General features: G+C 70.9%; 17 protein-coding genes. 12 read left to right on the forward strand and 5 right to left on the reverse strand.

Translation table 11 applies throughout. The features are described from left to right. Positions 1–40 precede the first annotated feature (40 nt). Positions 41–868 carry a TetR/AcrR family transcriptional regulator C-terminal domain-containing protein gene (locus tag AC1P0E_RS19255; RefSeq protein ID WP_482743390.1) on the reverse strand — a complete coding sequence of 276 codons (828 nt, stop codon included), beginning with the start codon at positions 866–868 and terminating at the stop codon, positions 41–43. 98 nt (positions 869–966) lie between these two features. Between AC1P0E_RS19255 and AC1P0E_RS19260 the strand changes: the two genes are divergently transcribed. Together AC1P0E_RS19260 and AC1P0E_RS19265 are read left to right on the forward strand one after the other, a co-directional pair. Beyond that, positions 967–1,986: an ATP-binding cassette domain-containing protein gene (locus tag AC1P0E_RS19260; protein ID WP_482743391.1), complete on the forward strand. Its 1,020-nt coding sequence runs from the start codon at positions 967–969 to the stop codon at positions 1,984–1,986. Next, entirely contained in the window at positions 1,983–2,813 is an 831-nt protein-coding gene (locus AC1P0E_RS19265) for an ABC transporter permease (protein WP_482743392.1), read from the forward strand. Before AC1P0E_RS19260 ends, AC1P0E_RS19265 begins: the two co-directional genes overlap by 4 nt. 92 nt (positions 2,814–2,905) lie before the next feature. Here AC1P0E_RS19265 and AC1P0E_RS19270 read toward each other — a convergent pair whose 3' ends face one another. Both AC1P0E_RS19270 and serC read right to left on the reverse strand, forming a co-directional pair. Next, complete coding sequence (locus AC1P0E_RS19270; RefSeq protein WP_482743393.1) at positions 2,906–3,667, reverse strand: DUF4360 domain-containing protein; 762 nt, start codon at positions 3,665–3,667, stop codon at positions 2,906–2,908. Positions 3,668–3,936: 269 nt separating this feature from the next. Further along, complete coding sequence (serC, locus tag AC1P0E_RS19275; protein WP_482743394.1) at positions 3,937–5,055, reverse strand: phosphoserine transaminase; 1,119 nt, start codon at positions 5,053–5,055, stop codon at positions 3,937–3,939. A 355-nt stretch (positions 5,056–5,410) separates the two neighbouring features. Between serC and AC1P0E_RS19280 the strand changes: the two genes are divergently transcribed. Then, positions 5,411–8,335: an FAD-binding and (Fe-S)-binding domain-containing protein gene (locus AC1P0E_RS19280; protein WP_482743395.1), complete on the forward strand. Its 2,925-nt coding sequence runs from the start codon at positions 5,411–5,413 to the stop codon at positions 8,333–8,335. Positions 8,336–8,366: 31 nt separating this feature from the next. Here AC1P0E_RS19280 and AC1P0E_RS19285 read toward each other — a convergent pair whose 3' ends face one another. Together AC1P0E_RS19285 and AC1P0E_RS19290 are read right to left on the reverse strand one after the other, a co-directional pair. After that, positions 8,367–8,978: a hypothetical protein gene (locus tag AC1P0E_RS19285; protein ID WP_482743396.1), complete on the reverse strand. Its 612-nt coding sequence runs from the start codon at positions 8,976–8,978 to the stop codon at positions 8,367–8,369. Then, positions 8,950–9,405: a serine hydrolase gene (locus AC1P0E_RS19290; protein ID WP_482745810.1), complete on the reverse strand. Its 456-nt coding sequence runs from the start codon at positions 9,403–9,405 to the stop codon at positions 8,950–8,952. The genes AC1P0E_RS19285 and AC1P0E_RS19290 overlap by 29 nt, the downstream gene beginning before the upstream one ends. Positions 9,406–9,737: 332 nt before the next feature. On the opposite strand from AC1P0E_RS19290, the gene AC1P0E_RS19295 reads away from it, so the two are divergent. The 9 genes from AC1P0E_RS19295 (at position 9,738) to AC1P0E_RS19335 (ending at position 21,299) form a co-directional block, all read left to right on the forward strand. After that, the gene (locus AC1P0E_RS19295) at positions 9,738–10,658 is read left to right on the forward strand and encodes an EamA family transporter (protein WP_482745811.1); all 921 of its coding nucleotides are present in this window, start codon (positions 9,738–9,740) and stop codon (positions 10,656–10,658) included. 159 nt (positions 10,659–10,817) lie between these two features. Then, positions 10,818–11,624, forward strand: coding sequence for a TIGR03084 family metal-binding protein (locus AC1P0E_RS19300; protein ID WP_482743397.1), 807 nt, complete (start codon positions 10,818–10,820; stop codon positions 11,622–11,624). Further along, complete coding sequence (locus AC1P0E_RS19305; RefSeq protein WP_482743398.1) at positions 11,621–13,342, forward strand: acyclic terpene utilization AtuA family protein; 1,722 nt, start codon at positions 11,621–11,623, stop codon at positions 13,340–13,342. The genes AC1P0E_RS19300 and AC1P0E_RS19305 overlap by 4 nt, the downstream gene beginning before the upstream one ends. Before the next feature lie 166 nt (positions 13,343–13,508). Continuing rightward, complete coding sequence (locus AC1P0E_RS19310) at positions 13,509–15,116, forward strand: acyl-CoA carboxylase subunit beta (RefSeq protein ID WP_482743399.1); 1,608 nt, start codon at positions 13,509–13,511, stop codon at positions 15,114–15,116. Positions 15,117–15,138: 22 nt separating this feature from the next. Beyond that, positions 15,139–17,121, forward strand: coding sequence for an acetyl/propionyl/methylcrotonyl-CoA carboxylase subunit alpha (locus AC1P0E_RS19315; protein ID WP_482745812.1), 1,983 nt, complete (start codon positions 15,139–15,141; stop codon positions 17,119–17,121). Further along, positions 17,118–18,281 carry an acyl-CoA dehydrogenase family protein gene (locus AC1P0E_RS19320; RefSeq protein WP_482743400.1) on the forward strand — a complete coding sequence of 388 codons (1,164 nt, stop codon included), beginning with the start codon at positions 17,118–17,120 and terminating at the stop codon, positions 18,279–18,281. Before AC1P0E_RS19315 ends, AC1P0E_RS19320 begins: the two co-directional genes overlap by 4 nt. 44 nt (positions 18,282–18,325) lie before the next feature. Beyond that, complete coding sequence (locus AC1P0E_RS19325; RefSeq protein WP_482743401.1) at positions 18,326–19,912, forward strand: 4-coumarate--CoA ligase family protein; 1,587 nt, start codon at positions 18,326–18,328, stop codon at positions 19,910–19,912. Further along, on the forward strand, positions 19,909–20,646 hold the full coding sequence (locus AC1P0E_RS19330; protein ID WP_482743402.1) for an enoyl-CoA hydratase family protein: 738 nt from the start codon (positions 19,909–19,911) through the stop codon (positions 20,644–20,646). Before AC1P0E_RS19325 ends, AC1P0E_RS19330 begins: the two co-directional genes overlap by 4 nt. Then, on the forward strand, positions 20,634–21,299 hold the full coding sequence (locus AC1P0E_RS19335; RefSeq protein ID WP_482743403.1) for a TetR/AcrR family transcriptional regulator: 666 nt from the start codon (positions 20,634–20,636) through the stop codon (positions 21,297–21,299). The genes AC1P0E_RS19330 and AC1P0E_RS19335 overlap by 13 nt, the downstream gene beginning before the upstream one ends. Positions 21,300–21,351 lie beyond the last annotated feature (52 nt).

Below are 21,351 nucleotides of genomic sequence, written 5' to 3' on the forward strand. Positions count from 1 at the left end.
ACGTCCGCAGTACGTCCGGTGAGTCCCGACGGCGGCCTCCTCACCGTCCCACCGCGCGCTCCGCCACCAGGGTCTCGAAGCCGGCGATCAGCCGGCGCAGGCCGAAATCGAAGTGGTCGAAGTCGGTGGAGAAGGTGTCCTCGTCGAGCGCCGCCGTCAGCGGGAACTCGCCGCTCGCCATGGCCCGTTCGAGGTACGGCAGCTGGCTTCCCCAGAAGTCCTCGTGGCTCAGCCCCGTCTCCTTGGCCGCCTCGACGGCCTCGGCCTCCATGCGGGCGACGCCGAGCACGAAACTCTGGACCGCGATGATCGCGGAGATCAGCTCCTGGTCCCTGAGCCCCATGCCCTGAAGCGCGGCCAACGATACTTCGAGGCCGCGCACGGCGCTCGGGCCGAGGACCGTGCGCGCCTGGTTGATCTTCAGTAGCCACGGATGGCGCCGCAGTAGAGCGAGATGGGTGCGCGCCATCGACTCCACGGCCGTCCGCCAGTCCACCGGCTCCCGAGTGTCGACGGAGTCGAGCGGTTCACCCTGTACGCGGTCGACCATCAGGTCGAGCAGCTCGGCCTTCCCCGGTACGTAGCGGTACAGCGACATCGTGCCGGTGCCCAGGTCGGTGGACAGACGGCGCATGGATACCGCGTCCATGCCCTCGGCGTCCGCGATCGCGACGGCGGCAGCGACGATGCGGTCGAGCGTGAGGCCGGGTTTGGGACCGCGGCTGGGGCGGGCGCCCGTACCCCAGAGGAGGTCGAGGCTGCGGCCGATGTCGCCGCTGCCGGTCGTGGCGCCGGTGGTGCTGGTGCTGCTGGTGGTGTTCGTCGCGCTCGTGTCGTCTGTTCCGCCGGGCCCGGTCGTCTGCTTCATGAGGTCACCTTAAATCTCCTGGACGGAAACTGAGTACGGTGTACTCTCATCAGAGTACGCCGTACTCAGTTATGTCGTGAGTGGGAAGGGGACCCCTTGTGAGTGGCACCGATTACGCCGTGCGGGCTGAAGGAATCCAGAAGCGGTACGCCGAGAAGAAGGGTGCGAAGGCAGGCAAGGGCGCGAAGGGGGGCGGCGCACACAAGCTCGCCCTCGACGGCTTCGACCTCGCCGTCCGCGCCGGCACGGTCCACGGCCTGCTCGGCCCCAACGGCGCGGGCAAGACGACCGCCGTGCGCGTCCTGGCCACGCTGCTCAAGTTCGACGGCGGCCGGGCGGAGGTCGCGGGCGTGGACGTAGCCCGCGATCCCCGGCTCGTACGCCGCCGGATCGGCCTCACCGGTCAGTACGCGGCGGTCGACGAAGTGCTGACCGGGCGGCAGAACCTCGAAATGTTCGGCCGCCTCTTCCACCTGGGCGGGACGCGGGCGAGGGTGCGGGCCGGAGAACTTCTTGAGCAGTTCGACCTCTTGGAGGCGGCCGACAAGGGCGTGGGCGCGTACAGCGGCGGGATGCGGCGCCGGCTCGACCTCGCCGCGTCGATGATCCTGGCCCCGCAGGTCCTCTTCCTCGACGAGCCGACGACCGGGCTCGATCCGCGCGGGCGGGGCGAAGTGTGGGATGCGGTACGGGCCTTGGTGGCGGGCGGTACGAGCGTACTGCTGACGACCCAGTACCTGGACGAGGCCGACAAGCTCGCCTCGCACATCACCGTCATCGACCGGGGGCGGGCCATCGCCGACGACACCCCGGACGGGCTGAAGAACCGGGTCGGCGGCGACCGTATCGAAGTCGTCGTCGGGCACGCGGAGGACCTCGGCGTGGCCGCAAAGGTGATCGCGCGCGTCGCGGACACCGACACCGAACCGGAGATCGACGGCGCGGCGCTGCGGGTCCACGCGCAGGTGCGCGACCGGGTGGCGGCTCTGACGGAGGTGGCGCGGACCCTTCAGGACGAGGGGATCGCGGTGGAGGACATCGGGTTGCGCAGGCCGAGCCTCGACGACGTATTCCTGCGCCTGACCGGACACCGTACGGAACTGGAGGCAGCGGCATGAGTGCTGTGAGCACCGCGGATGTGACCCTGACGGGACCCGAGCGGCGGCTGTACTGGGCGCTGGCCGACTGCTGGAACGTAACCAGGCGCACTCTCACCCACTATTGGCGCCAGCCCATCACCATCGTCTGGCAGCTCGGTTTCCCGATCATCTCCGTGCTGCTGTACGGGTTCGTCTTCGGCGAGGCGATGGCGGTACCCGGGGACGGGGACTACCGGGAGTTCCTGATGCCCGGCATGTTCGCCTCCACCATGGCCTTCGGGTTCATGAACACGACGATGGCCGTGGTGACCGACTCCACGAAGGGCGTCATCGACCGCTTCCGCTCCATGCCGATGGCGCCGTCGGCTGTGGCGTCGGGGCGGGGCGTGTCCGATCTGCTGGTCGCCTGCGCGGAGTTGGCGATCCTGGCGGTGACGGCCCTGCTCATCGGCTGGGAGGCCGAGGGCGGCGCGCCCGCCGCGGTGGCGGCCTTCGGGCTGCTTCTGCTGCTGCGCTTCAGCCTGATCTGGGTGGGGGTCTGGCTGGGACTGCTCGTGCCCAGTGCGGAGGCGGCGGGTGGGCTGTACGCGGTCGCCTTCCCGCTCACGATGATCTCCAGCATCTTCGTGGCGCCGTCGCTGATGCCGAGCTGGCTGGGTCCGATCGCGGCCTGGAATCCCGTCTCGTCGACGGTCACGGCGACCCGCGAGCTGTTCGGCCAGCAGGTGAGCGGCGGCACGTGGATCGAGGAGAACGCGGTGTTGATGGCGGTGGTCTGGCCGCTCGTGATCAGTGCGGTGTTCCTGCCGCTCGCGGTACGGCGGTTCCAGGGGCTCAGCCGTTGAGTCCGGAGTCGCTGAGCCGCTGAACTGCTGAGTCGCTGAGCCGAGGGTTTGGGGGGTGGGCCCGGAAGGGGGGCGGGCCCACCCGGTCGTGGCTAGGCCGGGCACTCCTTCCAGGCCAGCCGGTAGATGGTCTTGATGTCGCCGTCCGTCGAGTCCATGGTGATGAAGCTGTTCGTCTTCGCCGGGTCGGATGTGCCCGCGCTGACCCGCAGTTCGGTGTTGATGTTGAAGTTCCGCTTCACGCCGCAGGGCGCCCAGACCAGTTGGCCCCAGTCGGTCTCGTCGGTGGCCTGCCAGTTGTTGTCGTACGGCCCGGTGTGCGGGTGGCTTCTGGACGCCGTGTCGGGGGAGCCCTGGAAGTAGTACGACGCCTTCTGGATGGCGGTGGCACCGGCCTGGAGGCGGGCGTAGCCGCGGTAGTCGGCGCTGGCGACAGCGTAGGTGAAGCCGTGCGGGACGTGGACGATCAGGTTGAGCTGGCAGTTCTTGCGGAAGTCGGTCGGCTTCGCGCCCAGGCCGACTTGGGCGAGGTAGTCGCTGTACGTAATGGTGAAGGCCGTGTTGTCCGGGGAAACGGCGACAGCGGCCGTCCCCTGGCGGCAGCCCGAACCGTTGACGGTCGCTATCTCGATGACGATCTTGTCGGGCGGTGCGATGATCCCGGGGCCGGGGGCCGCGGCGGCGTTTTGCGCTACCAGGGTTGAGGCGAGCAGCGTGGCGGCCGCACCGCCGACGAGCAGCGCTCGGTGTCGGGGTTTGCGACCTGGTTCGCGTCCGGGCTCAAGTCCGAGCTTGGGTCCGGCCTTGGGTTCGGACTTGGGCCCGGACTTGGGTTCGGACTTGGGCCCGGGCATGTGTCTGGGCATGGTGCTCCGATCGGTCGTCGGGCGAACTTGGGGGGTCCAGCCGAAGAAACTGCGTGGCGCCGATGAAACTGGCGTGAGCATGTCAAACATTCAAGCGGTTCCGGCCGGTGCTCGAAGCGCCGGAACCCTTCGGACTGTAGGCAGCGGGGCGGAACCTGAATAGGGCGGTTATCGGCCGAGCGCGCGAAACGGCGCACGAAAAGGGGCCCGTCCGACGGCGTGACGGCGTCGGACGGGCCCCTCTTGCGTGCGTACGACTAGAGCTTCTCGATCACGTAGTCGACGCAGGCCGTCAGCGCCTGGACGTCGGCCGGGTCGACCGCCGGGAACATCGCCACGCGCAGCTGGTTGCGGCCCAGCTTGCGGTACGGCTCCGTGTCGACGATGCCGTTCGCGCGCAGCGCCTTGGCTACCGCCGTGGCGTCGATCTCGTCGGAGAAGTCGATCGTGCCGATGACCTGCGAGCGCTTGGCCGGGTCGGTGACGAACGGCGTCGCGTACTTGGACTCTTCGGCCCAGCCGTACAGGTTGCCCGCAGAGGTCGCGGTGCGGCGGACCGACCAGTCGAGACCGCCCTGCGTGTTGATCCACTTCAGTTGGTTGTCGAGCAGGAAGAGGGTCGCGAGCGCGGGGGTGTTGTACGTCTGGTTCTTGAGGGAGTTGTCGATCGCCGTGGGGAGGCTGAAGAACTCCGGGATGTGGCGGCCGGACGCGTGGACACGCGCGGCGCGCTCCAGAGCGGCCGGGGAGAAGGCCGCGATCCACAGGCCGCCGTCGGATGCGAAGGATTTCTGCGGGGCGAAGTAGTAGACGTCGGTCTCGGCGATGTCGACCGGCAGGCCGCCCGCCCCGGACGTGGCGTCGACCACGACGAGGGAGCCGGCGTCGGCGCCCTCGACGCGCTTGATCGGGGCCGCGACACCGGTCGAGGTCTCGTTGTGGGTGAAGGCGTAGACGTCGACACCCGCCTCGGCCTGCGGGTCCGGGTGGGTACCGGGGTCGGAGGCGATCACGGTCGGGTCGTCCAGCCAGGGCGCCATCTTGGCGGCCTTCGCGAACTTCGACGAGAACTCGCCGAAGTTCAGGTGCTGGGACTTCTGCTCGATCAGGCCGTGGGTCGCGATGTCCCAGAAGGCGGTGGAACCGCCGTTGCCCAGGATCACCTCGTAGCCCTCGGGGAGCTGGAAGAGGTCGCGTACGCCGTCACGCACCGAGCCGACCAGGTTCTTGACCGGGGCCTGGCGGTGGGACGTACCGAGGAGTGAGGTGCCGGTCGCGGCCAGGGCGTCCAGCGCCTCCGTACGCACCTTGGAGGGGCCCGCGCCGAAACGGCCGTCGGCGGGCTTCATGTCAGCGGGAATCTGGATCTCAGCCACGAGCCGGAGCGTAGCCGGTCCTGGGTGGTGCGGGAGACGCGCGTCCGGCGAGTGAGACGCGCGCTCCGGCTCGTGAGACGGCCACGGGTGGTGTGTACGGGTGCATACGAGCGGGGGGCGGCGGGATGCGCCGCGCGTACGGGCTGCGGTGGGATGTGCGGTGCGTACGGGTGGCAGGGGTGCACGGGCGGTTCTGTGGGCAGGGCGCACGGGCGGTCGCGGGGGCGGCAGTGTGGGCGGGCGAGTGGGCCGTGCGTGCGGGGGCGTGCGGGCTGTGCGAGTGGGGCGTGCGGGCTGTGCCGGTTGTGCGGGTTGACGGGTTCGGAGCCGGGGTTGCGGGGGCATCCTTGGCCCCATGTCTGATCACAGGGACGTCGACGTCAACGGGGACAGCGGCCGGGGCCGGGGCGGACCGGGCAGTCGGCGCGAGGACGGCCGTCGCGGGGACGGCCGTCGCGGGGGCGGCGACACGGCGGCGCTGGCGCGCGAGCTGCGCGGGGCCGTGCACGGTGAAGTGGCCTTCGACGCGGCGGCGCGCGCTCTGGTGACGATGGACGCCTCCAACTACCGGCGCGTGCCGCTCGGTGTCGTCGCCCCGCGCGACGCCGCCGATGTGGCCGCCGCGCTCGCCGTCTGCCGGGCGCACGGGGTGCCCGTCGTGCCGCGCGGCGGGGGGACGTCGATCGCGGGCCAGGCCACGGGCACGGGCGTCGTCCTCGACTTCACCCGCCACATGCGCGCCATCACGGACCTGAATCCCGAAGCCCGCACCGCCGTGGTCCAGCCGGGCGTCGTCCTGGACGATCTGCGCGCCGCCGCCGGCGCGTACGGACTGACCTTCGGCCCCGACCCGTCCACGCACAGCCGCTGCACGCTCGGCGGCATGATCGGGAACAACTCGTGCGGCTCGCACTCGGTGGCCTGGGGAACGACGGCCGACAACATCACCCGCCTGACGGTCCTCGGTTACGGCGGCGACGTGCTGCGCCTGGGGCGAGGCTGGGAAGGGGCACCCGAAGGACTGAGCGTTCTCGTGAACGACAACTTGACGCTCCTGCGTACTGGTTTCCCGGAACTGCCGCGCCGTATCTCCGGATACGCCCTGGACGCGCTGCTTCCCGAGAACGGCGTCGACCTCGCGCGGGCGTTCTGCGGAAGCGAGGGCACGCTCGGGGTGGTGAGCGAGGCGACCGTACGGCTGGTGGAGGCACCCCGCGCACGCGCACTCGCCGTTCTCGGGTACGCCGGTGAGAGTGCCGCGGCGGAGGCCGCTCCCGCGCTCCTTTCGTACGGCCCTCTCACCGTGGAAGGGATGGCCGAAGACCTCGTTCCCGAGAACGAGCGGAAGCTGCTCCCGCGCGGCTCCGCCTGGCTGTTCGTGGAGATGGGCGGGGATACGCAGGCCGAAGCCCTCTCCCGCGCCGAGCACCTGCTGAAGGCCGCCCAGGCGCTCGACGGAACGGTCGTCACGGACACGGCCGGACAGCGCGCTCTGTGGCGCATCCGCGAGGACGCCAGCGGTACGGCGACACGGATGCCCGACGGGAGCGAGGCATGGCCCGGGTGGGAGGACTGCGCCGTGCCGCCCGCACGGCTCGGCGCGTACCTGCGCGACTTCAGGTCGCTGCTCGCCGAGCACGGCCTGCGCGGCACGCCCTACGGGCACTTCGGCGACGGCTGCATCCATGTCCGTATCGACTTCGACCTGCTCACTGAGAGCGGCGTACGGCGCTTTCGCACGTTCTCCGAGGAGCAGGCGGAACTCGTCGTCGCGCACGGCGGCTCGCTCTCCGGAGAACACGGCGACGGACAGGCACGCGCCGAACTGCTTCCGAAGATGTACGGGAACGAACTGGTCGCGCTTTTCGGCCGCTTCAAGGACGTGTGGGACCCGGCCGGCGGAATGAACCCGGGCGTGCTCGCCCGCCCCGCCCGGCTGGACGAGAACCTCCGCTTCGCGGTGCTTCCCGAGCAGCCCGTCGACGTCACCTTCGCCTACCCGCACGACGGCGGTGATTTCTCGGCCGCCGTACGCCGCTGTGTGGGCGTCGCGAAGTGCCGTACCGAGTCGGTGACGGGAGCGGGCGTCATGTGCCCCTCTTTCCGGGCCACGGGAGACGAACAGCACTCCACGCGCGGGCGCGCGCGTCTGCTGCACGAAATGCTCGCCGGAGAGGTCGTCACGGACGGTTGGCGGTCGGAGGAGGTACGGGACGCCCTGGACCTGTGCCTGTCCTGCAAGGGGTGCAGGAGCGACTGTCCGGTGGGCGTCGACATGGCGACGTACAAGGCGGAATTCCTGCACCACCACTACAGGGGCCGGATACGTCCCGCAGCGCACTACGCGATGGGATGGCTTCCCGTGTGGCTGCGTGCGGCGGCTCCGTTCGCGCGTGTGCTGGGGCCCGCTTCCCGGGTACGCCCACTTGCCGCCCTCATGAAGCGCCTGGGAGGCATCGCTCCGGAACGCGACCTGCCCTCCCTCGCGCCCGCCACCTTCAGAAGCTGGTGGCGAACCCGGAACAGGACGGCCCACGAACGGCCCCCGAAGCCCGGCGCCACGACGGTCGTCCTGTGGCCCGACACCTTCACCAACCATCTCTCCCCGGAGGTCGGCCGCGCCGCCGTACGCGTACTGGAAGCGGCCGGGCTGCGGGTCGTGATGCCACCGCGACAGCTGTGCTGCGGCCTCACCTACGTGTCGACCGGACAGCTCGACAGGGCCCGCGCGGTCATGCGCCGCACCCTGGACGGCATGGAAAGCGCCAGCGCCGCCGGACTGCCCGTCGTCGTCCTGGAACCGAGCTGCGCGGCCGCGCTCAAGGCGGACCTCCCAGAACTCCTGCCGGGCGACCCGAGAGCGGCCGCGCTCGCTTCCTCGGTACGCACCTTCGCGCAGGTGCTGGAGGAGTACGCCCCGCACTGGCAGCCACCCGGGATCGACCGCCGGGTCGCGGGCCAGACGCACTGCCACCAGCACGCCGTACTGGGCGACGCGGCGGAACAGCGGCTGCGCGAGCGGGCAGGCCTCACGGGCACGCTGAGCGGCGGCTGCTGCGGCCTGGCCGGAAACTTCGGCTTCGAGCGCGGCCACTACGACGTATCGGTGGCCTGCGCGGAGGAACAACTGCTCCCGTCGGTGCGCGACGCCGACCAGGGAACGGAGATCCTGGCCGACGGCTTCTCCTGCCGCACGCAGCTGGAGCAACTGGCGGGCCGCAGGGCGAGGCACTTGGTGGAGGTACTGGCAGAGGGGCTGGCAGAGGAGCGGGACGTCTGACGGACTGGACCGGCCCTTACTGGCTACGGCATCACCAAGGCAGGGCCTCGGCGCCCACATCGACCAGGGCCGCCAGAAAGTGCTGCGCACCGGTGCCGAAGGCCGCTGCCAGGGCGTAACCGACGCTGATGTCGACGGGGCCGGGCACAGTGCCCTCGGACCACACCGCGATGACACTGGCGTCACCGTCCGCCTGGAAGACCCCGAGCCGCGCACCGTCGCGCAGCAGCCGGCTCTCGATGAGCGTGTGCGGCACGAGCCGGTACGTGATGTCGCCGATGGTGGCGTCGACCCGGTACGAGCGACGGCTGAGGCGTCCTCGGGCCGGCACGAGCAGGGCGGTGGTGCCGTCGACCGTCAGGGAGAGGCGGTGCGCGGCCCGGGTGCCCACCGGAGTCACACCGTCTGTCCGGCTGCTGTCTGCCGGGTCGCCGGGCGGACCGCCGTCCGACGAGTTGTCCTCCGACGAGTTGTCCTCCGACGGGCTGCCGTCCGAGGGGTTGCCGTCGGTCCGCAGGAGCAGCGCGGTCGGAATGCCGGGCCCTGAAACCTCCACCCGGCCCTTCGCCGTGTCCAGCGTGATCGTGACGGCTCCGGCTCCGGAGACGCCTTCGTCAGAGATGTGATGGTGCGGAGATCTCATCGAGGAGTGCCTTCCCCAGGTCGTCGACCGGGTATTCGGTGTTGGACAGTACTGCGACCCCGCGCGGCCCGCTCGGCACGGGGTCGCAGTCGAGGGCCAGGTAGGGGGCGGAGCCGCCCGTGGCGCCGTTGTGCCAGAGGCGGTCACGGCCGCGATCCTCGTTCACCAGCCATCCGAGGCCGATCCGGTTGCCGGGTACGGCCGCGGCCCGCGGCACCGTGGCCGACTGGCCGGGGGCAGCCCCGCGCGCAATGGCGGTCAGCAGCCGTGCCATGTCCTCCGCTGTCTGGGCCGACGACTGCCGAGCGTGGTGAACCTGGTCCGTTCGCCGTCGAGCAGGGCGACGGACAGGACCTGGCGCCGGCCGGCGTGCGGCATATCGAGGGCGCGTACCCGTTCGGCCAGCTCTTCGTCGCCATGAACCCAGAGGCCGGTATCACCGCTGTTGGTCAACGGGGGCTTCCCTTCGCGTCGGACAGGGGCTCGGGCAGGGGGTTCCACAGGAGTGCCGGAGCGGACGAATGTACGTACGGACGATCGTACGGACGACGACGACCGGGCCGCCGCGCCGCCGTACCCGGGCGTGAGTTGACGCGCACGGGCTGCCCACCGGCGAGCTGCTGCCAGGAGGTGATGTCCCCGAGGCTCCGGTCAGGGGTGTGGACATATAACGGTCCTGGTCCATTTACCGTGGAGCGTATGGACCAGCCCACCTCCGCCGCCCCCGGCCACGCGCCCGCCTCCGCTTCCGCTCCTTCGATGCCCGACGGCGGCCCCACCGCCGGCACCGGTACGCCCCCCGGAGCGCGGCTCGGGGGCCGGATCGGGCCGGTGGCGATGGTGGTGGCTGGGGGGCTGTCGGTGCAGTTCGGCTCCGCCGTCGCGGTGACGCTGATGCCGAGCACGGGAGCGGCCGGAGTCGTCGCCGTGCGGCTCGCCGTCGCGGCCGTGATCCTGCTCGTCGTGTGCCGGCCGCGCGTGCGCGGGTACGGGCGCGCCGACTGGTGGACCATCGCCGCCTTCGGGCTCGCGATGGCCGGCATGAACGGCCTCTTCTACCAGTCGCTGGACCGCATCCCGCTGGGCGTGGCCGTGACCCTGGAGGTGCTCGGCCCGCTCGCGCTCTCGGTGTTCGCCTCGCGCCGCGCCATGAGCTTCGTGTGGGCCGCACTCGCGCTCGGCGGTGTCGCGCTGCTCAGCGGCGGGGGCTTCGACCGGCTGGATCCCGTCGGCGCGGCGTACGCGGTCGCAGCCGGCGGCTGCTGGGCGGCGTACATCCTCTTCAGCGCGCGGACCGGGCGCAGGTTCCCGCAGGCGGACGGGCTGGCGCTGGCGATGGCGGTCGCGGCGCTTCTGAGCCTGCCGTTCGGGATAGCGGAGGCGGGCAGTCGGCTGCTGGAGCCGCACACGTTGATGCTGGGGGTGGCGGTGGCTCTGATGTCGTCCGTACTGCCGTACACGCTGGAACTGCTGGCGCTGCGCCGGCTGCCGGCCGCGACATTCGCCGTACTGATGAGCCTGGAGCCGGCCATCGCGGCGGTCGCCGGGTTCCTGGTGCTGCACCAAGCCCTCTCGACGACCGACGCGCTGGCGATCGCGCTGGTCATCGGAGCGAGCATGGGCGCGGTACGGAGCCAGGCGCGTCAGGGGCGCCGGGAGCGGGCCAAGTCGGCCACGTAGTCCCGGCCGGCTGCGGCTGGGTTCGGCCGGACTCCCGCCGGACTCCCGCCGGACTCCCGCCGGGATTCCGACGTTGGCGAATAATGCAAGCATGCTTGCTTGTTTCTTGCGGGGCTGCCATGCTCCGGACACACCGCCCTACCCCGAGGGGAGCGCACCGTGTTCGATCCGGCAGCCGTGCTCGACGATCTCCGTGCCGAAGGCGACGAACTCGACCAGCTGGTCGGGTGCCTGAGCGAGAAGCAATGGTCGCTCGCCACACCCGCGCCACGCTGGACCGTCGCCCACCAGATCGCGCATCTCGCCTGGACGGACACGGCCGCGCTGCTGTCCGTCACCGACCCGGAGGGCTTCGCGGCGGAGGCTCAGGAGGCGCTTGCCGCGCCCGAACGCTTCGTCGACGACGGCGTCGAGGCGGGGGCCGAGCTGCCGGTCGACGAGCTGCTGGCGTGGTGGCGGGACGGGCGCGAGCAGCTCCAGCGTGCGCTGCGCGCCGCGCCGGAGGGAGTGAAGTTCTCCTGGTACGGGCCACCGATGGGCGTCGCTTCGATGGCGACCGGGCGGCTGATGGAGACCTGGGCGCACGGCAAGGACATCGCGGACGCGGTGGGTGCGCGCCGTGAACCGACAGTGCGGCTGCGGCATGTGGCACGGATCGGGGTACGGGCGCGCGGCTACGCCTTCGCGGTGCGCGGGCTCACCCCGCCCGCCGAGGAGTTCCGGGTCGAGCTGACCGCGCCGGACGGGTCGGGGCTGTGGGTGTACGGCCCCGAGGACGCCCGGCAGCGGGTCACCGGGCCGGCGCTCGACTTCTGTCTCCTGGTGACGCAGCGGGCGCACCGTGACGACTTGGCGGTACGTGCCGAGGGCGCCGACGCCGACCGGTGGCTGGACATCGCGCAGGCGTTCGCGGGACCGGCGGGCGCGGGGCGGCAGCCGAAGCGGCGGGACGGGGAGCAGGCGTGACCACCGCGAGTGGGCGGCGGCCGCTGCGCATCGCGAACGCCTCGGGCTTCTACGGTGACCGCTTCGACGCCATGACGGAGATGCTCACCGGCGGCGAACTCGACGTACTCACCGGTGACTACCTCGCCGAACTGACCATGCTCATCCTCGGGCGCGACCGACTGAAGGACCCGCGTCTCGGGTACGCCAAGACCTTCCTTCGGCAGCTGGAGGAGAACCTCGGCCACGCACACGAGCGCGGCGTGCGGATCGTTGCCAACGCGGGAGGCCTCAACCCGGCAGGACTTGCGGACGCCGTACGGGAACTGGCGGAACGGGTCGGCGTTCCGTCCTTGCGGGTCGCTCACGTGGAAGGCGACAGCCTGCCGCTGCCGGAAGGGGCGCTCACCGCGAACGCCTACCTGGGCGGCGGCGGGATCGCGCAGTGCCTGGGAGCAGGCGCGGACGTGGTGGTGACCGGGCGTGTCACGGACGCGGCGCTCGTCACGGGACCGGCGGCGTGGTGGTTCGGCTGGGGCCCCGAGGAGTACGACCGCTTGGCGGGGGCGGTGGTGGCGGGGCATGTGCTGGAGTGCGGGACGCAGGCGACGGGGGGCAACTACGCGTTCTTCGCCGACCAGAACGACCGTTCCCGCGAACGCACCGTAACGCGCCCTGGTTTCCCGCTCGCAGAGATCCATGCCGACGGTTCTTCGGTCATAACGAAGCACCCGGGAACGGACGGTTACGTCGACACGGGAACGGTCACCGCCCAGCTCCTCTACGAAACGGGCGCACCCCGGTACGCGGGCCCCGACGTCACGGCACGACTCGACACGGTACGGCTGACCCAGGACGGCCCCGACCGGGTGCGGATCTCGGGCGTACGCGGAGAGGCCCCGCCGCCCACCCTCAAGGCGGGGGTGACGCGGGTGGGCGGGTGGCGGAACGAGGTCGTGTTCGTACTGACGGGCCTGGACATCGAGGCGAAGGCCGACCTCGTACGCGCCCAGGTGGAGCACGCGCTGTCGGCGGCGAAGCACCGCCCGGCCGAGGTCCGGTGGGATCTGGCGCGCACGGACCGGCCGGACGCGGACACGCAGGAGTGCGCGAGCGCGCTGCTGCGGCTGGTCGTACGGGACCCGGATCCGGCGAACGTCGGCCGAGTGATCAGCGGAGCGGCGATCGAGCTGGCGCTCGGCAGCTACCCGGGCTTCCACGTGACGGCTCCGCCGGGGAAAGGGGCGCCGTACGGGATCTTCGAGGCGGCGTACGTGCACGCGGGGGAGGTGGAACACGTCGCGGTGCTGCCCGAGGGGGAGCGGGTGCGTGTGCCGCATCCAGCGGTTACGCGGGGCCTCGAGCCGACGGAAGATGCGACGCCCCTGCCACCCGTACTGACCGGCCCGACGCGCAGGGCGCCGCTCGGTACGGTCGCGGGCGCCCGCAGCGGGGACAAGGGCGGGGACGCGAACGTCGGTGTCTGGGTGCGGTCCGACGAGGCATGGCGGTGGCTCTTCCACACGCTGACGGTGGACCGCTTCCGCGAACTGCTCCCGGAGACGCGGGCTCTCCCGGTCGCGCGGCACGTCCTGCCGAACTTGCGCGCGGTGAATTTCGTGGTCGAGGGACTCCTGGGCGAGGGAGTCGCATCCCAGGCCCGCTTCGACCCCCAGGGAAAGGCACTGGGCGAGTGGCTGCGCTCCCGACACATCGACATCCCGGAGGTACTCCTGTGACGGCCCAACGCTCCCGCGCGGTGGCGCACTTTCAGCCTGTTCGGCGTTTGGGGACCGGGGTCTGGGGCCGGGCCCCAGTTCTGGAAGGGGCGGGTAGGGGAAAGGCGCCGCAGGCATCCGCACTCGCCCCCGTACTCGCCTCCGAACGCGTCGCGGCGGTGGCCCCGTGACCGTACTCCCCACCGCACTCGACCCGCACGCCCCCGACTACGCCACAAACCGCGCCGCCATGCTCGCCAAACTGGCCGACCTCGACGCCGAGCACGCCAAGGCGCTCGCCGGCGGCGGCGACAAGTACACAGCCCGCCACCGCAAGCGCGGCAAACTGCTCGCCCGCGAGCGCATCGAGCTGCTGCTCGACCCCGACACCCCGTTCCTGGAACTGTCCCCGCTCGCAGCCTGGGGCAGCGACTACGCCGTAGGCGCGTCCATGGTCACCGGTATCGGCGTCGTAGAGGGCGTCGAATGCCTCATCACCGCCACCGATCCCACCGTCCGAGGCGGCGCCTCCAACCCCTGGACGCTCAAGAAGGCCCTCCGCGCCAACGAGATCGCCCACGCCAACCGCCTGCCCTGCATCAGCCTCGTAGAGTCCGGCGGCGCGGATCTCCCCTCCCAGAAGGAAATCTTCATCCCCGGCGGTGCGCTCTTCCGCGACATCACCCGCCTCTCGGCGGCGGGAATCCCGACCGTCGCGGTCGTCTTCGGCAACTCCACGGCCGGCGGGGCGTACATCCCCGGAATGTCCGACCACACCATCATGATCAAGGAGCGTTCCAAGGTCTTCCTCGGCGGCCCGCCCCTCGTCAAGATGGCCACCGGAGAGGAATCGGACGACGAATCCCTCGGCGGCGCCGAAATGCACGCCCGTACCTCCGGGCTCGCCGACTACTTCGCCGTGGACGAGCACGACGCCCTGCGCCAGGCGCGCCGCGTGGTCGCCCGCCTCAACTGGCGCAAGGCGCAAGCCGACCCGCCCACTCCCGTCCCCGCCGAACCGCCCAAGTACGACGAGGAAGAGCTCGCCGGCATCGTCCCCGGCGACCTCAAGGTCCCCTTCGACCCGCGCGAAGTGATCGCCCGCATCGTCGACGCCTCCGACTTCGACGAGTTCAAGCCGCTCTACGGCCCCAGCCTGGCCACCGGTTGGGCCCGCCTCCACGGCTACCCCATAGGCATCCTCGCCAACGCACAGGGCGTCCTGTTCAGCGCGGAGTCGCAGAAGGCCGCCCAGTTCATCCAGTTGGCGAACCAGCGCGACATCCCTCTCCTCTTCCTCCACAACACCACCGGCTACATGGTCGGCAAGGAGTACGAGCAGGGCGGCATCATCAAGCACGGCGCGATGATGATCAACGCGGTCTCCAACTCCAAGGTCCCGCACCTCTCCGTCCTGATGGGCGCCTCCTACGGAGCCGGTCACTACGGCATGTGCGGCCGCGCCTACGACCCCCGCTTCCTCTTCGCCTGGCCGAGCTCCAAGTCCGCCGTCATGGGCCCGCAACAGCTCGCCGGGGTGCTCTCGATCGTCGCCCGCGCGTCCGCCGCCGCGAAGGGGCAGCCGTACGACGACGAGGCCGACGCGGGGCTGCGCGCCATGGTCGAGCAGCAGATCGAGTCGGAGTCCCTGCCGATGTTCCTGTCGGGGCGGCTGTACGACGACGGGGTCATCGACCCCCGCGACACCAGGACCGTGCTGGGGCTGTGCCTGTCCGCGATCCACACGGCACCGGTCGAGGGCGCGCGCGGCGGCTTCGGCGTCTTCCGGATGTGAAGGATTTCCGATGAGCCTCCCGATGATTTCCTCCGTCCTCGTAGCCAACCGCGGCGAGATCGCCTGCCGCATCTTCCGTACGTGCGCACACCTCGGCATCACCACGGTCGCCGTGTACTCCGACGCGGACACGGGTGCGCTCCACGCGCGTTCCGCGGACGTTGCCGTACGCCTCCCGGGAACGGCCCCGGCCGACACGTACCTGCGCGGTGATCTCGTCGTGAAGGCCGCCCTCGCGGCCGGCGCGGACGCCGTGCATCCCGGGTACGGCTTCCTTTCGGAGAGCGCCGAGTTCGCCCGCGCCGTACTGGACGCGGGCCTGGTGTGGATCGGGCCGACCCCGGAGGCGATCGACGCCATGGCCTCCAAAACGCGCGCCAAGGAACTCATGGCGGCCTCCGGAGTCCCCCTCCTCGCCCCCGTGGCCCTCGACAAGGCCACCGACGAAGATCTTCCGCTCCTCCTCAAGGCGGCGGCTGGAGGTGGCGGCAGGGGCATGCGGGTCGTACGCGATCTCGCGGCGATCCCGGGAGAGCTCACAGCGGCCACCGCGGAAGCGCGGTCCGCCTTCGGCGACGGGGAGGTGTTCGCCGAGCCGTACGTCGAACGCGGCCGCCACGTCGAGGTCCAGGTGATGGCCGACGCGCACGGCACGGTGTGGGCGCTCGGCACCCGCGACTGCTCGCTCCAGCGCCGGCACCAGAAGGTCGTCGAGGAGGCTCCCGCGCCCGGGTTGGACGACGCCCTTCGTACAACCCTGCACGACGCCGCGGTGGCGGCGGCGAAGGCGGTGGACTACCGGGGCGCGGGAACGGTCGAATTCCTCGTCTCGGCCGAGGGCCGCCCGTACTTCCTGGAAATGAACACCCGGCTCCAGGTCGAGCACCCCGTGACGGAAGCGGTGTACGGCATCGACCTGGTGGCGCTCCAGCTGCGCGTCGCCGAGGGCGAGGCCCTGCCGCCCGAACCACCGACCCCCTCGGGCCACGCTGTGGAGGCCCGCCTCTACGCGGAGGACCCTTCCCGCGACTGGCAGCCCCAGACGGGCCTCCTGCACGCCCTGAGCGTCACCGAGACGACACCGGGCGTGCGACTCGACAGCGGGTACGCCGACGGGGACCTCGTGGGCGTGCACTACGACCCGATGCTGGCCAAGGTGATCGCCCACGCCCCCACCCGCGCCGAAGCCGTACGCAAACTGGCCCATGCCCTGGAGCGCGCCCGGATCCACGGCCCGGTGACCAACAGGGACCTGCTCGTACGCTCGCTACGGCACCCGGACTTCGCGGCCGCGCGACTCGACACAGGGTTCTACGACCGGCACCTGGGCGCCCTCACAGAGGCGTCCGCGGACGCCTCGGAAGGAGCGCTCGCAGCGCTCGCCGCGGCCCTCGCCGACGCTGCCGCCCGGCAGAGCGCGGGAACAACCACGACAGCCCGTCTCGGCGGCTGGCGCAACGTGGCGTCCCAGCCCCAGCTGAAGATCTACCGGGCCGAGCCCGACGGGAGGGAGCACCAGGTCCGTTACCGGGCCACCCGAAACGGCGTTGCTGCGGAAGGCATGCCGGGCGTTCGCGTGAACGACGTACAGACCGATCACGTGACGCTCGAAATCGACGGCGTACTGCGGCACTTCCTCATCGCGGCGCACCGCGGCGGCCGGACGTACGTCGACACGTCCACCGGCGGCTCGCACACCCTCACCGCACTGTCCCGATTCCCCGACCCCACAGCCAGTGCGGCGCCGGGGTCCCTGCTCGCTCCCATGCCCGGAACCGTCGTTCGCGTCGCCGAGGGCCTCGAGGAAGGCACACACGTCACCGCCGGGCAGGCCCTGCTCTGGCTGGAGGCCATGAAGATGGAGCACCGCATCTGCGCTCCCGCCTCCGGCACGCTCACCGCGCTCCACGCCGCCCCCGGCCGCCAGGTCGAGGTCGGCGCCCTGCTCGCCGTCGTACGGGCCGAAGAGCCTGGCGAAGAGTCTCTGGAGGAACAGCAGTCATGAGCAACGCCGTTGTAGAGACCGAAGAACACAAGGCACTCCGAGCGGCCGTCGCCGCTCTCGGGAAGCGTTATGGACGCGACTACATGACCACCGTCGTGCGCGAAGGAGCGCACCCCGACGCGCTCTGGGCCGAGGCCGCCAAGCTCGGCTACCTCGGTGTGAACCTCCCCGAGGCGTACGGCGGAGGTGGCGGCGGGATAGCGGAACTGTCCATAGTCCTGGAGGAGCTCGGTGCGGCCGGCTGCCCGCTCCTCATGATGGTCGTCTCGCCCGCCATCTGCGGCACCGTCATCGCGCGCTTCGGTACGGACGAACAGAAGACCGCCTGGCTGCCGGGCCTCGCCGACGGAAGCCTCACCATGGCCTTCGGCATCACCGAGCCCGACGCCGGATCGAACTCCCACCGCATCACCACCACGGCACGCCGTGACGGCGACGACTGGCTGCTCACGGGACGCAAGGTCTTCATCTCCGGCGTCGACATCGCCGACGCGACCCTGATCGTCGGCCGCACGGAGGACGCGAGGACGGGCCGGCTCAAGCCGTGCCTGTTCATCGTCCCCCGTGACACACCAGGCTTTCAGCGCTCGCAGATCGACATGGAACTCCAGGCACCGGAGAAGCAGTTCGAGCTGGTCCTCGACGACGTGCGCCTGCCCGCCGAAGCCCTCGTCGGTGACGAGGACGCCGGCCTCCTCCAGCTCTTCGCCGGCCTCAACCCCGAACGCGTCATGACAGCCGCCTTCGCCGTCGGTATGGGCCGCTACGCCGTGAACAGGGCAGTCGAGTACGCCAAGGAGCGCACTGTCTGGAAGGCGCCAGTCGGCACCCACCAGGCCATCGCGCACCCCCTCGCGCAGGCCCACATCGAACTCGAACTGGCCCGCCTGATGATGCAGAAGGCCGCTCACCTCTACGACGCCGGCGACGACCTCGGCGCGGGCGAGGCCGCCAACATGGCGAAGTACGCCGCCGCCGAGGCCTGCGTGAAGGCCGTCGACCAGGCCGTCCACACCCTGGGCGGCAACGGACTCACCCGCGAGTACGGCCTCGCGTCGCTCATCACCGCCGCCCGGGTGGCCCGTATCGCGCCCGTCAGCCGCGAAATGATCCTGAACTTCGTCTCTCACCAGTCCCTGGGTCTCCCCAAGTCGTACTAGCAGGCGCGATTCTGGCCACCACCCATACCGCGGAGGGGACCGTCATGGCGTTCCAGAGCGAGTACGCACCCGTAGAGCCCGTCGAGCTGCCCATCCACGAGGCGGTGCTCGGGAGGGCCGCCGAGTACGGCGATGTGCCCGCCCTGATCGACGGGACGAACGGCGACACGATCACGTACGGCCGGCTGGACGTCTTCCACCGGCGGACCGCCGCCGCGCTGGCCGAGGCGGGCCTGCGGCAGGGCGACGTACTCGCCCTGCACAGCCCCAACACCATCGCGTACCCGGTGGTCTTCTACGCCGCCACGCGCGCCGGGGCCTGCGTCACGACCATCCACCCGCTGTCCACTGCGGAGGAGTTCGCCAAGCAGCTCGTCGACTCCTCCGCCCGCTGGATCGTCACCGTCTCGCCGCTCCTGAGTGTGGCGCGAAGGGCGGCCGAACTCGTCGGCGGGATTGAGGAGATCTTCGTCTGCGACAGCGCCGAGGGACACCGATCGATCCTCGACATGCTCACCTCGACCGCACCGGAACCACAGCTCACCATCGACCCGTCCGAGGATGTCGCGGCGCTCCCGTACTCGTCGGGCACCACAGGCGTTCCCAAGGGCGTGATGCTGACGCACCGCAGCATCGCCACCAACCTGGAGCAACTGCACCCCTTCCTCCCCATGGGCCCGGGCGACCGCATCCTCGCGGTTTTGCCCTTCTTCCACATCTACGGGCTCACGGCTCTCATGAACGCACCGCTGCGCAATGGTGCGACAGTCGTCGTACTACCGCGCTTCGAACTCGACCAGTTCCTCGGAGCGATTGAGAAGTACCGCATCAACGGCCTGTACGTCGCTCCACCGATCGTCCTGGCCCTCGCGAAGCACCCCTCTGTCACGAAGTACGACCTGTCCGGCCTGGAGTACATCGTCAGCGCCGCCGCCCCGCTCGATGCCGCTCTCGCGCAGGCCTGCTCGAGCCGCCTCGGCCTGCCGCCCGTCCTCCAGGCGTACGGCATGACGGAACTGTCCCCCGGTACACACGCCGTTCCCCGGAGCACACCGAACCCGCCCCCGGGAACGGTCGGAAAGCTGCTCCCGGGAACGGAAATGCGCATCCTCTCCCTCGACGACCCCACCCAGGACGTGGGCGTCGGAGAGGAGGGCGAAATCGCCATCCGGGGCCCGCAGGTCATGAAGGGCTATCTCGGCCGCCCGGACGCCACCGCCGCGATGATCGACGCCGAAGGATGGGTGCACACCGGTGACGTCGGAAGGACCGACGCCGACGGCTGGCTGTTCGTCGTCGACCGTGTGAAGGAACTCATCAAGTACAAGGGCTTCCAGGTCGCGCCGGCCGAACTCGAAGCGCTCCTCCTCACCCACGAAGCGATCGCGGACGCGGCCGTCATCGGCGTGTACGACGAGGACGGCACCGAAGTACCCATGGCTTACGTGGTCCCACAGCCGTCCGCCCGCCTCACCGAGGACGACGTGACGGCGTACGTCGCCGAGCGCGTCGCCCCGTACAAGAAGGTCCGCCGCGTCGCCTTCATCGAAAGCGTCCCCAGGGCGGCCTCCGGAAAGATTCTCAGGCGCGAACTGCGCGAACTGCGCGAACGTGAAGGGGAGAGCGCATGACGCTGGTACCGGCCGCACACGAACGCGGGATCACCACCCTGGCCCTCGACTCACCGGCGAACCGCAACGCGCTGTCCGCGCGGCTCGTCGGTGACCTCGGCGACGCCCTGTCCATGTGCGCGAAGGACCCCTCCGTACGCGCCGTACAACTCACCCACACAGGGGGCACTTTCTGTGCGGGCGCCGACCTCAAGTCGCCGCCGGACCCGGTGGCCTTCGTCGCCCTTCTGCGGAACATCGTCGAACTGCCCAAACCGGTCGTGGCGCGGGTAACGGGACACGTGCGCGCCGGCGGCCTCGGACTGCTCGGCGCGTGCGACATCTCGGCGGCGGGGCCCGGCGCGAGCTTCGCGTTCACCGAGTCCCGGCTCGGGCTCGCTCCCGCCGTCATCTCGATGCCGCTGCTGCCCCGCCTCGCCCCGCGCGCCGCCGCCCGCTACTACCTCACCGGGGAACGGTTCGACGCGGCCGAGGCGGCCCGTACGGGACTGATCACCATCGCGTCCGGCGACGACGTGGACGAGGCGCTCGCACCCGTGCTCGACGGGCTGCGCAGGGCCTCCCCGCAGGGGCTGGCCGAGTCCAAGCGCCTGGTCACGGCTACAGTGCTGGCAGCCTTCGACCGGCACACGGGCACGCTCGTCGAGCAGTCCGCGCGCCTGTTCGCCTCACGGGAGGCGGCCGAAGGCGTGACGGCATTCCTCGAACGACGGGACCCCGCATGGGTGCTGTGACACCGACACCGAGCCCGACGCCGACCCGGAGCCCGACCTCGGGAACGGCGGCCGCGGGCTCGGCACCGGCCCCCGGCAAGGCCCCCAAGCAGGACCGCTCCAGGGCCACCAGGCAGCGCCTGCTGGAAGCCGCGGTGTCGTGCCTGGCCGAGCGCGGCTGGGCGGGCTCCACGGTGTCCGTCGTCGCGGAACGGGCCGGCGTCTCTCGGGGCGCCGCCCAGCACCACTTCCCCACCCGGGAAGACCTCTTCACGGCCGCCGTGGAGTACGTCGCCGAGGAACGTTCCACAGCACTGCGCGCACTGTTCCCGAACGGCGCCACCAACCGCACAGCCGTCATCGGCGCCCTCGTCGACCTCTACACGGGTCCGCTCTTCAGGGCCGCCCTGCACCTGTGGGTCGCCGCTTCGAACGAGGACCAGCTGGGCGCCCGAGTCACCGAGCTCGAGGCCCGCGTCGGCCGCGAGACCCACCGCATCGCCGTGGAGCTCCTGAGCGCCGACGAATCGGTGCCAGGCGTTCGCGAGACCGTCCAGGGCCTCCTCGACATGGCCCGAGGCCTCGGCCTCGCCAACCTCCTCACCGACGACGCCACGCGCCGCGACCGGGTGGTGGCGCAGTGGGCGGCGCTGCTCGACGGCGCGCTGGACTGAACGCCGCCACACTGAACGCCGCCGCACTGAACGGCGCCGGACTGAGGGGCCG

Source organism: Streptomyces sp. TRD_SC_5 (assembly GCF_056836825.1).

Excerpts from the sequence above, each read along its gene's own strand:
- AC1P0E_RS19270 (WP_482743393.1), bottom strand. The coding sequence starts at position 3,667 with ATGCCCGGGCCCAAGTCCGAACCCAAGTCCGGGCCCAAGTCCGAACCC.
- AC1P0E_RS19335 (WP_482743403.1), top strand. The coding sequence starts at position 20,634 with ATGGGTGCTGTGACACCGACACCGAGCCCGACGCCGACCCGGAGCCCG.
- AC1P0E_RS19320 (WP_482743400.1), top strand. The coding sequence starts at position 17,118 with ATGAGCAACGCCGTTGTAGAGACCGAAGAACACAAGGCACTCCGAGCG.
- AC1P0E_RS19330 (WP_482743402.1), top strand. The coding sequence starts at position 19,909 with ATGACGCTGGTACCGGCCGCACACGAACGCGGGATCACCACCCTGGCC.
- AC1P0E_RS19295 (WP_482745811.1), top strand. The coding sequence starts at position 9,738 with ATGCCCGACGGCGGCCCCACCGCCGGCACCGGTACGCCCCCCGGAGCG.
- AC1P0E_RS19265 (WP_482743392.1), top strand. The coding sequence starts at position 1,983 with ATGAGTGCTGTGAGCACCGCGGATGTGACCCTGACGGGACCCGAGCGG.
- AC1P0E_RS19285 (WP_482743396.1), bottom strand. The coding sequence starts at position 8,978 with ATGAGATCTCCGCACCATCACATCTCTGACGAAGGCGTCTCCGGAGCC.
- AC1P0E_RS19280 (WP_482743395.1), top strand. The coding sequence starts at position 5,411 with ATGTCTGATCACAGGGACGTCGACGTCAACGGGGACAGCGGCCGGGGC.
- AC1P0E_RS19255 (WP_482743390.1), bottom strand. The coding sequence starts at position 868 with ATGAAGCAGACGACCGGGCCCGGCGGAACAGACGACACGAGCGCGACG.
- AC1P0E_RS19315 (WP_482745812.1), top strand. The coding sequence starts at position 15,139 with ATGATTTCCTCCGTCCTCGTAGCCAACCGCGGCGAGATCGCCTGCCGC.
- AC1P0E_RS19325 (WP_482743401.1), top strand. The coding sequence starts at position 18,326 with ATGGCGTTCCAGAGCGAGTACGCACCCGTAGAGCCCGTCGAGCTGCCC.